Below are 13,845 nucleotides of genomic sequence, written 5' to 3'. Positions count from 1 at the left end.
AATCATCCCCGGCCCGCAGGTCGTTACATCCCCCGAGCCGCGACGAGCAGGCCCCTTCCGGGCCGCCCGCGTGCCAGCCCCTCCACGGGCACCCCCCAAGACTTTTCCCCTTCGCGGCACCCCAGCCGCGTATCCCCCACTTCAGGGAGGCAACCATCATGGCTACCACTCTGCTGCGCAAGACCGTTCTGACCGCTGCCGGTGTCGTCGCCACCGCCGGTGGCATCGCCGGCCCCGCCGTCGCCGCCCAGGCCACCCCGGCCGAGCGCGCCGCCGCCCAGGTCACCACCGACCGCAAGGGCCACGGCGAGCGGGAACTCGACGTCCGCTACGAAGCCCAGCCCAACTTCTACTTCTGCGGCCCCGCCGCCGCCCGCAACGCGCTGAGCGTGCAGGGCAAGAACATCGACGTGCACGCCATGGCCCGCGAGATGGGCACCACCGAAGCCGGCACCAACTCCATCAACGACATCACCCCCGTGCTGAACAAGGAGACCGGTAAGGACGTCTACAAGTCCACCGAGATCCCCGTGGACAAGGCCCGCGACCGCGACAAGGTCGACAAGCTGCGCGCCGACGTGGTCAAGACCGTCGACGACGGCCGTGCCGTGGTGGCCAACATCGCCGGCACCGCGACCGACACCGACGGCAACGCCCACTCCTTCGAGGGTGGCCACTACATCAGCGTGGTGGGCTACCGCGACGGCGGGAAGGTCGTGACGATCGCCGACTCGGCGAACCCGAACCAGGCCTCCTACCGGATGGACGTGGACGAGCTCGCCCGCTGGATCGCCAGCCGCGGCTACAGCTCCTGACCGATGACGAAGGGCCCGACCCCCACCACGGGGTCGGGCCCTTCGGCGTATCCAACGGCTGCCGTCCGGTCACCTCGTCGTCACGCGGGTGTCGTCACCCGGACGGGTCGCTCCACCACGCTGGGTCGCGCCGGACCGTCCGGGCGACCGTGAAGGAGCAGCAGTGACAGCCGAGGAGGCGACGAACCGCCCCGACGTGAGTGTCGTCGTACCGGTCTACAACACGCTGCGCTACCTGCGGCAGTGCCTCGACTCGCTGCTGCGGCAGACGATCGGGCCGGACCGGATGGAGATCGTGGCGGTGGACGACGGGTCCACCGACGGCAGCGGCCGCCTGCTGGACCGGTACGCCGCGCGGTACCCGGGCACCGTACGGGTGGCGCACCAGCCCAACTCCGGTGGTCCGGCCGCGCCGTGCAACCGGGGACTGGACCTGGCCACCGGCCGGTACGTCTTCTTCGTCGGTTCCGACGACCGGCTCGGCCCGGAGGCCCTCGAACGCCTGGTCGCCGCCGCCGACCGGTACGGCTCGGACGTGGTGCTCGGCAGGGTGGTGGGCGTCAACGGCCGGCACGTCTTCTCCGACGTGTTCGCCGACGGCAACGCGGTCGACGTGAGCCTGTTCGACTCGGCGCTGCCCTGGTCGCTGGCGAACACGAAGCTGTTCCGGCGCGAACTGGTCGACCGGCTGGGGCTGCGCTTCCCGGAGGACATGCCGGTCCTCAGCGACCAGCCGTTCACGCTGGCCGCCTGCTACCACGCCCGGCGGATCTCGGTGCTGGGCGACTACGACTACTACCACGCCGTGCGCCGCCTGGACGCCCGCAACATCACCTACCACAGCCGGGTCGAGCAGCGCCTGGTCAGCGTGGAGCGGCTGTTCGCGTTCGTCGCCGGCCTGATCCCCGCGGGACCGCGCCGGGACGCGGTGCTGTGCCGCCACGTCGGGCTGGAGCTGGCGAACCTGGTCGGCGACGACTTCCGGCACCTGGACCGGGCCACGCAGGAACTGGTGCACAGCAGCGTCGCCCGGCTGGTGCGGCAGCACGTCACGGACGGCGTGCGGGACCGGCTCGGCATCGAGGCCCGGCTGCGGCTGGGCGCGGTGACCGCGGGCGGGGTCGACGAGTTGCTGGCGGTCATCGAGCAGGACACCGGCCGGGGGGTGCCGGCGACGGTGTTCGCCGGGGACCGGTGGCACGCGGGCTATCCGGGCGCCCCGGCCGGCTGGTCGGACGTCACCGACGTACGCGCCGCCTGGCTGGCGCGGCTGGACGCCGTCGACGTGAGCTGGGCCGACGGGGACACGCTCACGGTGACCGCGCGCAGCCCGTACCCCCGGTTCGCCGCGGAGGCCGGGCCGGTGCGGCTGCTGGCCGGTGCGGTCGTGGGCGCCACCCGGGTCGACGCCGGCGACCCGACCGGCCGCACGGTCCGCACGGAGTTCCCCCTCGGCCGGCTCCTGGCCGCGAGCCGCGCGGGCGGCCGGCGTCATCCGGTACGCGCCGAGGTGGACGGCGGCCACGGGCGCGGCGGGGCCGCGGTGCGCGCGCCCCGGCTCGCCGCCGGGCGGCCCCGCCTGCTGCGGCACGGCGCCCGGCTGTACGCGGTCGCGGCCACCGTCGACCCCCGCAACGGTCAGCTCGTGCTGTCCGTGGTGCCGGTGACCGTCGGGCAGCTCGTCGGGCGGCTGCGCCGGCGCGGAAGGCGCGGTCCAGCCGCGGCGCAGACAGCGGGGCACGGCCCCGCGCAGACGTCAGGGCGCGGCGCGGAAGGCCGGCTCGGCCGGCATGGGCACCTGGAGGTACGTGGTGCCGCGCAGGTCCAGCCAGGCCCGCTGCGGCGCGCGGACCAGGCGCACCATCACTCCGGAACAGGCGGGACATCGCCCGACCAGGCCCGGGGCGTGCGAGTAGACGTGTAGCCCGGCCATCGGGCCGGTCGTCCCGCAGGTGTCGCAGCGCCCGGTGGTGGCGCTCAGGTCGACGGCGAATACCTCGCGCAACGGCCCGTCGAGCATGTTGCCATCCAGGTAGGACAGGTCGGTCATCCGCTCTCCTCGGGTCGTCAGCCGGTCGGGCCGAACCGTTCGGTCCGCACGCGCCGGGTCGGGTGGCCCAGCCCCACCAGCAGGTCGGCCACTGTCTCCACGAATCCGGTGGGGCCGCAGACGTAGCAGAGCGGCTCCAGGTCCGGCGGCCAGCCGTGGCTGTTCACGTCGGCGAGGCCGATCCGGTGCGGCTCGCCGCGCCAGCCGTCGGGCGCCGCGCGGGTGTAGACGTACGCGACGTCCAGGCCCTGGTCGTCGCGGGCGCGGCGGCGCAGCTCGTCGGCGTAGATGACGTCGTCCGGGGTGCGCACCGAGTAGACGAGCCGGAACGGGGTGCGGCTGCCGGCGGCCCGGCGCGCGCGGATCATCGCCATCAGCGGCACGACGCCGGAGCCGCCGCCGACCAGCAGCACCGGCGCGGTCTCGTCGGTACGCCAGACGAACCAGCCGCCGACCGGTCCGCGCACCTCGATCGGGTCGCCCTCGCCGTAGGTGTCGGTCAGGTATGGCGACACCTCCCCGTCGGGCACCCGCTGCACCGTCACCTCGATCCGCTCGCCGTCGGCCGGGCCGGCCAGCGAGTACGACCGGGCGGCCTGGTAGCCGTCCTCGGCGGTCAGGCGCAGGTCGACGTGCTGCCCGGGCAGGTGGCCGGGCCAGCCGGGCACGTCCAGCACCAGCGTCTGCGCGGTGGGCGTCTCGATCCGCCGCTCGACGAGCCGGGCCACCCGCCACATCAGCGGCGCGACGCGGCGGCCCTGCGCCTGCGCGGTCACCTCAGTCGCCCTGGTAGCGCTGCTCGCGCCACGGGTCGCCGTAGTCGTGGTAGCCGGCGGTCTCCCAGAAGCCGGGCCGGTCGTCGACGAGCAGCCGGATGCCGTGCACCCACTTCGCCGACTTCCACAGGTACAGGTGCGGCACGAGCAGCCGCGCCGGGCCGCCGTGTTCGGCCGGCAGCGGCCCCCCGTCGTACGTGTGCACCACCCAGGCCCGCCCGCCGCGCAGGTCGTCAAGCGGCAGGTTGGTGGTGTAGCCGCCGTAGGAGTGCGCCAGCGCGTACCGGGCGGTGGTGTCGACGCCGTCGAGCAGCGTGTCCAGGGAGACGCCCTGCCAGGTGGTGCCGAGCTTGGACCAGCGGGTGACGCAGTGCAGGTCCACCGTCGGCGTGTCCTGCGGCAGGCCCATCATCTCGTCCCAGGACCAGCGGTACTCCGCGCCGGTCTCGCTGGTCAGCACGAACTCCCAGGTGTCGAGCGGCACCCGCGGCGTCGGGCCGGCGGAGAGCACGGGAAAGTCCTCGGTGAGGTACTGCCCCGGCGGCAGGTCGGTCGCGGACGAACGGGGCCGGCCCTGGAAGCCCGGCGAGACGATTCCCACCCGTCAGTCGTACCACCGCCGGCCGTGCCGGGGCAGCGGTTCCCACCGAGTCAGGCGCCGCCTCCGCCCTGCACCTCGTGCACGATGGTGCGCTGGCCGTCGCCGCTGTTGCGGGTGGCCCGGAGGCTGGTGATGGTGACGATCACCAGGACGCCGATGATCACGCCGAGCGAGGCCAGCATCGGAATCTCCGGCACGCCCTCCCAGATGCCGTGCGCCCAGTGCAGGCCCAGCTTGAGGCCGATGAACGCCAGGATGACGGCCAGGCCGTAGCTGAGGTGCACGAGCCGGCTCAGCGCGGCGTGCAGCACGAAGTAGAGCGCCCGCAGGCCCAGCAGCGCGAAGGCGTTGGTGGCGAAGACCAGGTACGGGTCCTCGGTGATGCCGTAGACGGCGGGCACCGAGTCGACGGCGAACACGATGTCGGTGGCCAGCACCGCGACCACGACGAGCGCGAACGGGGTGAGCGCCCGGCGGCCGTTCTGCCGGATGGTCATCCGGGTGCCGTGGTATTCGTCGACCACCGGCATGACCTTGCGCAGCAGCCGCACCGACCGCATCTTGTTGATGTCGACCTCCTGCTCGTGCCCGCTGAGGGCGTCGCGCAGCAGCTTCACCGCGGTGGCGACGAGGATGAGCGCGAAGAGCAGGAAGGCGAAGTCGAGCGTCTTGAGCGCGGCGGCGCCGAGCGCGATGAACACACCGCGCAGCACCAGGGCGCCCGCGATGCCGTAGAGCAGCACCCGCTGGGCCAGGACGGAGGGCACCGCGAACGCGGCGAGCAGCAGCATGAAGACGAACAGGTTGTCGACCGACAGCGACTTCTCGACCAGGTAGCCGGTGAGGTACTCGATGCCCTGCTGGCTGCCCCAGCGGGACCAGATCCAGGCGCCGAACGCCAGCGGCAGCGCGATGTAGAAGGCCGACCAGCCCAGGGCTTCACGGATGGAGACCTCGTGCGGCTTGCGGGTGACCAGGAAGTCGAGCACCAGCAGCACGAGCACGCCGACGATCGTCACCGCCCACAGCGTGGGCGTGCCGACCGACGACAGTTCGGCCGCAGCCAGCGGGGACAATTCGGGCATGGAACCTCCTCGAACACCGTGTCATGTTCGAGGTCTCCTTCACCCACGTTTCCGTGGGCAACCACCCGGGGCTCGCCTCGGCGGCTTGCCGTACTGACCGGAATGATTTTTGGGAAGTACTCCCCTCGCCTGGACAAGGCTAGGTCACCGCCGGACCGGACGCCAAGTCGGGACACGGATGCTTGCCCTGGTCAACAGACTGGGCGGCGGTTCAGGGCATGGCGCCTGGTCACCGCGGCCCCTATGGTGACGCAGGTGACAGTCCAGGGACCGCTGACCGGCGTACGGGTGATCGAGCTGGCCGGGATCGGCCCCGGGCCGTTCGCGGCGATGATGCTGGCCGACCTCGGCGCCGACGTGGTGCGCATCGACCGGCCCGGCGGCGGCGGGTTCGGCGCGTTCCCGGGCGACCTGCTGAACCGCAACCGCCGCTCGATCGCGGTGGACCTGAAGCAGCCCGCGGGCCGTGACCTGGTGCTGGCGCTCGCCGCCCGGGCCGACGCGCTGGTGGAGGGCTTCCGGCCCGGGGTGACCGAGCGGCTCGGCCTCGGCCCGGACGACTGCCTCACCGCCAACCCGCGCCTGGTGTACGGGCGGATGACCGGCTGGGGGCAGGACGGCCCGCTCGCGCACAGCGCCGGACACGACATCGACTATCTCGCGCTGACCGGGGCGCTGCACGGGGTGGGCCGGGCCGGTGAGCGTCCGGTGCCGCCGATGAACCTGCTCGGCGACTTCGGTGGCGGGGGCATGATGCTGGCCCTGGGCGTGGTCGCGGCGCTGTACGCGGTACGCGGCGGCGCGCCCGGCCAGGTGGTCGACGCCGCCATCGTGGACGGCGTCTCGGTGCTGGCCACCCAGATCCACGCGCTGCGCGGCATCGGGCTGTGGCAGGACCCGCGCGGTGTGAACCTGCTCGACGGCGGCGCGCCCTTCTACGACACGTACGAGTGCGCCGACGGGCGGTACGTGGCGGTCGGCGCGCTGGAGCCGCAGTTCTACGCCGAACTGGTCCGGCTCACCGGTTTTCCGTTGGACGGCGACGACGGCCCGGACAGCGGCGACGCGCTGGACCGGGACGACCCGGCGAACTGGCCGGCGTTGCGGGCCGCCTGGGCGCGGCTGTTCCGCACCCGTACCCGGGACGAGTGGACGCAGCTGCTGGCCGGCACTGACGCCTGCGTGGCGCCGGTGCTCGACTGGGCCGAGGCGCCCGAGCACCCGCACCTGCGCGCCCGGGACACCTTCGTCGCGCCGGACGGGGTCACCCAGCCGGCGCCCGCGCCGCGTTTCTCGGCCACCCCGACAAGTGTGCGGCGCCCGCCGCCGGGGCCGGGCGAGCACACCGACGAGGTCCTCGCCGAGGCGGGGGTGGACGCCGCCCGGATCGCCGCGCTGCGGGCGGACGGTGTGATCGCCTGATCGTGGGCGGTCAGCGCCGGCGCGCGGCGGCCGGGGCGAGCGCCGGTTCCACCATGTCGCGGTAGTCGCGCGGGAACTGGACCACGACGTCCTGGAACTCGCCGCCGCCGATCGCCTCGCGCATCGTGGTGAACACCGCGCGTACGGCGTCGCGGGCGGTGTTCTCGTCGCAGTCCGCCCGGCGGGCGACCCGGGCCACGAACTCCGCCGCGCCGAACCGCTCGGCCGCCTCGTCCCGCGGGTACGGGCTGAGCAGCCCCTGCAGCGGTTTCGGCAGTTGCGCGGCCAGGTCAAGCACCTCGCCACCGGTCAGCCGCTGCGCGAACGTCTCCAGGGTGGCCGCGGTGAGCGTGGCGGCGCGGTCCTCGCTGGTGCCGGTGAGCCGGGCGACCCGGCCCACGAACGTCAGGTAGTGCATCGGTGGTACCCCCTTCGGTGCGCCCAGCGCGGCTACCCGCCCCGGCGCGGCGGAAACGGTTGCGACGGGGCGGCAGGTTTTCCGGTGGCGGCGGGCGTGAGCGGCGGCGCGGCGGGTAACCGCCGCCCGGTCGTGACCCCAACTACTGCCGCGAGGAGCCCGACTGATGGCGAGTTACTCGGATGTCCTGGAGTACCTGTCCGCGCTGGACTACCCGGCCGGGAAGGACGACGTCATCCGCGAGGCGGAGCGGGAGGGCGCGCCGCCGGACGTGTTGCGGGCGTTGCGCGCGCTGCCCCCGGTGGACTACGCCAACGGCACCGAGGTGGCCCGCTCGGCCGGCATCGACGCGGCCCCGGAGGTGAGCCGCTCGCAGCGCGCGGCGCAGGCCCGGGACAACCACCCGCGCGTGTCGCAGCACCTGCGCGGCATCTGAGCACGGCGGGAGAGCCGGCGGGCGACACGGCCGCCGGCCTCTGCGCGTGCGGAAAAGCTGGGCTCCTCTGTGGCCGGTCGCGCAGCCCGGACAGGCGAGCGCCCCGGGTCACGAACCGCGACCTGGGGCGCCACGCAGCACCTGTCCCCCGCGGTTCACGCCCGAACCGGGTCGCGACCGCGAGGCGGTGAGATGTTCGCCCGAACCGGGCGGGCATCGCTGCCACGATCATCATACGACGCAACATCAGCCGAACGGGTGAGATTCGCGGAACTGTGTCCGGGCGCACGTACGCGCTCAGGCGGTCACCTCGGCGTACCGGCGTTCCAGCTCCACTCGCGCCAGCGCTCCGACCAGCCACGACAGTTGTTCCGACTCACCACTGCCGGCCAGCCCGGCGAGGTCACCGGCGGTACGGCCCAGGCCGAGCCGGCGGGCCGCCGCGAGCGCTCGACGGTCGGCCACCGGCGCCGCCTCGCGCCACAACGCCTGCGCCTCACGCAGGAACAGGTCGCACACCTCGTCGTCCACTCCGGGCAGTGCGGTCAGCAGCCGCCGCTCCCCCGCCGGGTCCTGACGCGCGGCGGTGCGCAGCCGGCGCAGGTCGCCCCGGTACGTGTCGACGACCGTGCGGGCCAGGTCGCCGAGCGTGTCGGCGAGCCCGGCCAGGTCGCCGCGCAGCCCGGCGGCGCGCAGCACGCGTACCCGGTCCTCGTGGCGCGAGCGGGCCATCCGCGCCGCCGTGTCCCAGCCGGCGTCCCGCAGCGCCGTGGCCGCGTCGACCGCGCGGTGGAAGTCGCCCCGGCGGGCCAGCAGGACGGACAGGTAGAGGACCTGGAACAGCTGGGCCGGGTTGTTCGTCACCCGGAACCCGAAGCACTCGGCGAACCCGCGGCCGTCCCCGGCGAGCCGGCGGGCCAGCCGCTTCTTCTCCTCGACGCTGCGCGTGGCGGTGTGTGTCGGCATGCCGCCGACTACCCAGGCGACGGCCCGGCATTCGGGTACGACCGTCAGCCGCGTACGCCGCCGCTGCGGTCGCGAGCCTTGAGCCGGGTGGTGGGCAGCGCGGGCGCGGGCAGCGGCGGCGCCGCGTCGTCGGCGACGACGCCGAAGCGGCGGCCGGCCATCCAGTCCTCCCGAGCGGCCACCACCTCCTCGTGTGAACGGCCGACGAAGTTCCACCACATCACCAGCGGCTCGTCGAACGGGGTGCCGCCGAGCAGCAGCAGCCGGGTGCCCGGTTCGGCGCTCAGGGTCAGCGCGCTTCGCCCGAGGCCCAGGTACAGCAGCGCGCCAGGGGCCAGCGCCACGCCGTCGCAGTCGGCGGCGCCGGACATGGCCAGCAGCGCGTACTCGAAGTCGGGGCGCAGCGGCAGCGTGGCCGGCGCCGCGCCGCGGGCCTCGAGCTGCGCGCCGACGAGCGGGGTGTGCACGACGGCGGGCGAGCGTTGCCCGCCGAACTCACCGACGAGCACCGTGACGTCCAGGTCGCCGTCGCGCAAGCGGGGCAGGTCGGCGTGGTGGGCGAAGTCCGGGTCGCCGACGCGCGCCGGGTCGGGCAGCGCCACCCAGAGTTGTACGCCGTGCATGAGCGGCGGGTGCACCAGCGGGGAGCGCTCGGAGTGGGCGATGCCGCGCCCGGAGGTCATCACGTTGAGCTGGCCGGGGCGGATGGGCTGGACGTTGCCGAGGCTGTCGCGGTGCAGGATCTCCCCGTCGAGCAGCCAGGTGACGGTCTGCAGGCCGGTGTGCGGGTGCGGCGGCACCTCCATGCCGGGCCGGTCGGCGACGTCGTCGGGCCCGAAGTGGTCGACGAAGCACCACGCGCCGACCATCCGGCGCTGCCGCTGGGGCAGCAGCCGGCGCACCGTGGTGTAGCGGCCGAGGGGGACGTCGTGCCCGGGCAGCAGCACGCTGCCCGGGTCGGTCGGGCCGACGCCGGGCGGGAGCGTCTGCGCGGGCAGGGATTCGGTGCGGTCCACCGCCCCGACTGTACGCTCAGTCCGCCGTGACGCTCACCGCGTTCGCGCCCGCCGCCAGATCGAGGTAGAGCCGTTCGGCCGCCCGGTCCCAGCCCGGTGAGCTGACCAGGTCACCGGCGGCGATCCCGCCGTGCCGCTCGTCGTAGACGGTCAGCGAGCCGGCCCCGGCGGCGACGCGCACCCGCACCGGCGGCCCGCCGGGCACGGTGACGGTCAGCTCGCTGACCCCGCCGGTCATCCGGACGGTGAGCGACCCGTTCAGCCGGGGCAGCAGCAGCCGGGTCCGCGACGCGCCGCCGACCAGGTCGATCCCGGCGAGCCGGGCGTCGCCCAGGTCGAGTCGCTGCTCGCTGACGCCGCCGACGAGCCGTAGCCGCCAGGTGACCCGGGAGTTGAGCACGACGTCCACGGCGGCCGGACCGCGACGGCCGTTCTCCTCGACCCGCAGGCGGACCCGGTCGCCGACCATCTGCGGGCGCGGCGTGACGCCGCCGTCCTCCGGCACGTCGATGCGGTAGAGGTCGTCGCCGAGGTCGGCGGCCCGCAGGGTGAACCTGGTCAGACCGTCGGCCAGCTCGAACTCGGCGCGCTGCCGGCCGCCCCGGGGCTCGGCGAGCGTCTGCGCTCCGGCGGCCTCGGCCGCGCCGACACCTCCGGCGCCGGTGGCGGGCGACGGCGGCGCGCCGCCGGAGAAGACCACGCCGAGGCGGCCCGGGTTGGACAGCGTCACCGCCACGGCCACCCCGCCGAGCACGACCACCAGCGCGGCGGCGGCGGCCAGCAGGCGGGCCGCGCCGGACCAGCGGGGTCGGGTCAGGCCGGGCTCATCCTCGGATGTGGTCATGGTCATCCCCTCTCGCCGGTCCCCAACGGGTCATACGTGTCCGTTTCCCGGTCGGTTCACTCCTTTTCCGTGGCAGCGGTACGGGAGCGCACCTTGTCGGCGCACGTGGTCAGCACGGCGTGGGCGTCCAGGCCGAGGCTCTCGATGGCGACGAGCGCGGTGAACGCCACGTCGGCGAGTTCGGCGGCGACCTCCTCGCGGGTGTGCGTCACCCCCTTGCGCGGGTTCTGCCCGAGCATCCCGATCCAGGCGGCGGCGACCTCGCCGGCCTCCTCGCCGATCTTGAGGATGCGACAGGTCAGCTCGGTGTCGCCGCGGCCGTTCGCGGCGTCCAGCCAGGCGCGCGCGTCCCGCGCCGTTGTCCAGATGGTGGCGTCCACGGCGACCAGTGAACCTGATCGCGCAGACCGTTCGTATCCTGGGGCGACGCAGGCCAGCAGGTCTGCGGCCCAGGCGAGAGGAGGTGCCCGTGATGCCGGAGACCGTCGAGTCGGTGTTCGCCGGCGTGGTCGCCCGGAACCCGGGAGAGCCCGAGTTCCACCAGGCGGTCCGCGAGGTACTGGAGAGCATCGGTCCGGCCCTGGCCCGGCATCCCGAGTACGCCGAGGTGGTCGAGCGGATCTGCGAGCCCGAGCGGCAGGTCATCTTCCGGGTGCCGTGGGAGGACGACCAGGGCCGGGTACGGGTGAACCGCGGCTTCCGGGTGGAGTTCAACAGCGCGCTCGGCCCGTTCAAGGGCGGGCTGCGCTTCCACCCGTCGGTCTACCTGGGCATCGTGAAGTTCCTCGGCTTCGAGCAGATCTTCAAGAACGCGCTGACCGGCCTGGCGATCGGCGGCGGCAAGGGCGGCGCGGACTTCGACCCGAAGGGTCGCTCCGACCGCGAGGTGATGCGGTTCTGCCAGAGCTTCATGACCGAGCTGTACCGGCACATCGGCCCGCAGACCGACGTGCCGGCCGGGGACATCGGGGTGGGCGGCCGGGAGATCGGCTACCTGTTCGGGCAGTACAAGCGGATCACCAACCGGTACGACGCGGGCGTGCTCACCGGCAAGGGCCTGGCGTACGGGGGCGCGCAGGTGCGCCGGGAGGCGACCGGGTACGGCGCGGTGTTCTTCGCCGACGAGATGCTCCGCCAGGCCGGGGACAGCCTGGAGGGCAAGCGGGTGGTGGTGTCCGGCTCCGGCAACGTGGCCATCTACGCGATCGAGAAGGTGCACCAGCTCGGCGGCACGGTGGTGGCGTGCTCCGACTCCGGCGGCTACGTGCTCGACGAGAAGGGCATCGACCTGGCGTTGCTGCGGGAGCTGAAGGAGCAGCGCCGGGGGCGGCTGGCCGAGTACGCCGGGCACGCCCGCAACGCCGTGGCGGTCCCGGACCGCAACGTCTGGGAGGTGCCCTGCGACCTCGCGCTGCCCTGCGCCACGCAGAACGAGATCGGCGGCGCGGAGGCCGCCGCGCTGGTCGCCGGCGGCTGCGTCGCCGTGGTGGAGGGGGCGAACATGCCCACCACGCCGGAGGCGGTGCGGATCCTCGGCCGGGCCGGGGTGCGGTTCGCGCCGGGCAAGGCGGCCAACGCCGGCGGCGTGGCGGTCAGCGGGCTGGAGATGCAGCAGAACGCCAGCCGCGACACGTGGACGTTCGGCGAGTCGGAGCAGCGGCTGCGCGAGATCATGCGGGACGTGCACGACAGGTGCTGGGCGACCGCCGAGGAGTTCGGCCTGCCGGGCGACTACGTGGCCGGGGCGAACATCCAGGGGTTCCGGCGGGTGGCCGAGGCGATGCTGGCGCACGGCGTGGTGTGAGCGGCACGCGGGACGGGCGCTGACCGAGCGGTCGGTCAGTGATTGACAGCTCTCGACGCCCGGCCTAGGTTCAGGGCGCTACCGGCCGGTAGGCATCCGTCCCGCGTCGTCACCCCCGTCCCGGGGTGGCACCGTCCCCCCGGGGAGCAGCGATGCAGCCCTCACCCGTGCGCCGCCGGCTGCTCGCCGTCGGCGTGGCCCTCACGTTGACGCTCGGCCTCACCGGCGCGGCCCCCGCCGCCGCCACCGGCCGCGACGACGGCAGCGGCCCGCTGCCCGGCTACACCATCGTCAACCCGCCGCTGCCGCCACTTGTCGTCGGCGGCGCCGCCACCACCGTGCGGCAGGGCGTGCACGCCAACGCCGGGTACGTCATCGAGATCCCCGAGCACTGGAACGGCGAGCTGGTGATGTGGGCGCACGGCTACCGGGGCCACGGCACCGAGCTGTCGCCGGAGCCGCCCGGCTTCGACCTGCGGCAGCGCCTGGTGACCCAGGGGTACGCGTGGGCGTCGTCGTCGTACGACCGCAACGGCTACGACGTGCGCTCCGGCGTGCGCAGCACCCGCGCCCTGGCCGACCTGTTCAGCCGTACCGTCCGGCGCCCGCACCGGGTGCTGATCGCCGGGGTGTCGATGGGCGGTCACGTCATCGGCCGTTCGCTGGAGCAGTACCCGGGCTTCTACGCCGGGGCGCTGCCGATGTGCGGGGTGCTCGGCGACCAGGAGCTGTTCGACTTCTTCCTGGACTACAACCTGGTCGCGCAGGCCCTCGCGGGGGTGCGCGCGTACCCGACGCCGCCCGACTACCTGACCTCGGCGGTGCCCCGGATCCAGGTCACGCTCGGCCTGGCCGGGCTGGCCCCGGGCGGCCCGGACACCACCAACGACCTGGGCAAGCAACTGCGCGCGGTCACCGTGGAGCGCTCCGGCGGGCCGCGGCCGGGCGCCGACGCCGCGTTCGCGGTCTGGAAGGACTTCCTGTTCGGCATCGCGGTCAGCGAGGCGGACGGCTCCCCCGCCCGGCGGCCCGGTCAGCTCGCCACGAACCTGTTCACCAGGTACGCGCCGAACCAGCCGGTCGACCTGAACGCGACGGTGCAGCGGGTCGCGCCGGAGAACCTGCGCCAGCGGCTCTCGCCGAGTCTGACCGAGGTGCCCCGGATCGCCGGGCGGCCCACCGCGCCGGTGCTGAGCCTGCACGGCCTCGGTGACCTGTTCGTGCCGTTCGGCATGGAGCAGGCGTACGCCCGGGACGTGGCCCGGCACGGCCGGTCCCGGCTGCTGGTGCAGCGGGCCGTGCGTACCGCGCAGCACTGCGAGTTCAGCCCGGCCGAGGCCGGCGCCGCCTGGGACGACCTGACCCGCTGGGTCCGCACCGGCAAGCGCCCGGCCGGCGACGCGGTCACCGACCGGCGCGCGGTGGCGGCGCCGGACTTCGGCTGCCGGTTCAGCGACCAGGCCGCCCGGGCCGCCGGGGCCGGCACCCGCCCGCTCTATCCGCCCTGCCCGGCTCAGTCCTCCTCGCGGCCGTACCAGCCGCCGCGGTAGACGGTGCCCTGCCGGGCCGACTCCGGCGCCGATTCCGGCGTCGGCGCCGCCTCCGCCGCGAG

14 protein-coding genes and 1 pseudogene are annotated in these 13,845 nt (G+C 74.2%); 6 read left to right on the top strand and 9 right to left on the bottom strand.

The window, feature by feature from the left end:
• The first annotated feature begins 158 nt into the window (after positions 1 to 158).
• Complete coding sequence (locus tag KBX43_RS29625; RefSeq protein WP_113972673.1) at positions 159 to 815, top strand: C39 family peptidase; 657 nt, start codon at positions 159 to 161, stop codon at positions 813 to 815.
• 163 nt (positions 816 to 978) lie between these two features.
• The gene (locus KBX43_RS29620) at positions 979 to 2,739 is read left to right on the top strand and encodes a glycosyltransferase (protein ID WP_210888404.1); all 1,761 of its coding nucleotides are present in this window, start codon (positions 979 to 981) and stop codon (positions 2,737 to 2,739) included.
• Here KBX43_RS29620 and KBX43_RS32190 read toward each other — a convergent pair.
• From KBX43_RS32190 to KBX43_RS29605, 4 genes and pseudogenes are all read right to left on the bottom strand, one after another.
• Positions 2,665 to 2,835 (bottom strand): annotated as a pseudogene (locus KBX43_RS32190) (DUF6510 family protein); the annotation flags it as partial. The gene KBX43_RS29620 and the pseudogene KBX43_RS32190 sit on opposite strands and share 75 nt — an antisense overlap.
• A 47-nt stretch (positions 2,836 to 2,882) precedes the next feature.
• The gene (locus KBX43_RS29615; protein ID WP_187692783.1) at positions 2,883 to 3,602 is read right to left on the bottom strand and encodes a ferredoxin reductase; all 720 of its coding nucleotides are present in this window, start codon (positions 3,600 to 3,602) and stop codon (positions 2,883 to 2,885) included.
• A 40-nt stretch (positions 3,603 to 3,642) separates the two neighbouring features.
• Entirely contained in the window at positions 3,643 to 4,242 is a 600-nt protein-coding gene (locus KBX43_RS29610) for a sulfite oxidase-like oxidoreductase (protein ID WP_043324587.1), read from the bottom strand.
• Positions 4,243 to 4,292: 50 nt separating this feature from the next.
• Positions 4,293 to 5,327 carry a TerC/Alx family metal homeostasis membrane protein gene (locus KBX43_RS29605; protein WP_210888400.1) on the bottom strand — a complete coding sequence of 345 codons (1,035 nt, stop codon included), beginning with the start codon at positions 5,325 to 5,327 and terminating at the stop codon, positions 4,293 to 4,295.
• Between the two features lie 243 nt (positions 5,328 to 5,570).
• Between KBX43_RS29605 and KBX43_RS29600 the strand changes: the two genes are divergently transcribed.
• The gene (locus KBX43_RS29600) at positions 5,571 to 6,749 is read left to right on the top strand and encodes a CaiB/BaiF CoA-transferase family protein (protein WP_043324590.1); all 1,179 of its coding nucleotides are present in this window, start codon (positions 5,571 to 5,573) and stop codon (positions 6,747 to 6,749) included.
• Between the two features lie 10 nt (positions 6,750 to 6,759).
• Here KBX43_RS29600 and KBX43_RS29595 read toward each other — a convergent pair whose 3' ends face one another.
• Entirely contained in the window at positions 6,760 to 7,167 is a 408-nt protein-coding gene (locus KBX43_RS29595) for a DUF2267 domain-containing protein (RefSeq protein WP_064446174.1), read from the bottom strand.
• Positions 7,168 to 7,333: 166 nt separating this feature from the next.
• On the opposite strand from KBX43_RS29595, the gene KBX43_RS29590 reads away from it, so the two are divergent.
• Complete coding sequence (locus KBX43_RS29590) at positions 7,334 to 7,603, top strand: DUF2795 domain-containing protein (RefSeq protein WP_030502657.1); 270 nt, start codon at positions 7,334 to 7,336, stop codon at positions 7,601 to 7,603.
• A gap of 297 nt (positions 7,604 to 7,900) precedes the next feature.
• Here the strand turns inward: KBX43_RS29590 and KBX43_RS29585 are convergent, their stop codons facing one another.
• Genes KBX43_RS29585 through KBX43_RS29570 form a run of 4 tightly spaced genes read right to left on the bottom strand, consistent with a single transcriptional unit; the run spans position 7,901 to position 10,809 of the window.
• Entirely contained in the window at positions 7,901 to 8,569 is a 669-nt protein-coding gene (locus tag KBX43_RS29585; protein WP_069088207.1) for a hypothetical protein, read from the bottom strand.
• Between the two features lie 44 nt (positions 8,570 to 8,613).
• Entirely contained in the window at positions 8,614 to 9,585 is a 972-nt protein-coding gene (locus KBX43_RS29580) for a pirin family protein (RefSeq protein ID WP_069088206.1), read from the bottom strand.
• Positions 9,586 to 9,601: 16 nt separating this feature from the next.
• Complete coding sequence (locus KBX43_RS29575) at positions 9,602 to 10,429, bottom strand: hypothetical protein (protein WP_069088214.1); 828 nt, start codon at positions 10,427 to 10,429, stop codon at positions 9,602 to 9,604.
• A 56-nt stretch (positions 10,430 to 10,485) separates the two neighbouring features.
• Positions 10,486 to 10,809, bottom strand: a complete 324-nt coding sequence (locus KBX43_RS29570) for a MazG-like family protein (protein ID WP_043324595.1) — start codon at positions 10,807 to 10,809, stop codon at positions 10,486 to 10,488.
• Between the two features lie 92 nt (positions 10,810 to 10,901).
• Between KBX43_RS29570 and gdhA the strand changes: the two genes are divergently transcribed.
• Entirely contained in the window at positions 10,902 to 12,233 is a 1,332-nt protein-coding gene (gene gdhA / locus KBX43_RS29565) for an NADP-specific glutamate dehydrogenase (protein ID WP_187692771.1), read from the top strand.
• A gap of 152 nt (positions 12,234 to 12,385) precedes the next feature.
• Complete coding sequence (locus tag KBX43_RS29560) at positions 12,386 to 13,783, top strand: hypothetical protein (protein WP_210888397.1); 1,398 nt, start codon at positions 12,386 to 12,388, stop codon at positions 13,781 to 13,783.
• Positions 13,784 to 13,845 lie beyond the last annotated feature (62 nt).

Origin of the sequence: Micromonospora sp. C41 (assembly GCF_018070485.1) — a bacterium.
Lineage (GTDB): Bacteria > Actinomycetota > Actinomycetes > Mycobacteriales > Micromonosporaceae > Micromonospora > Micromonospora chalcea.
This window is presented reverse-complemented; position numbering and strand designations above follow the sequence as displayed.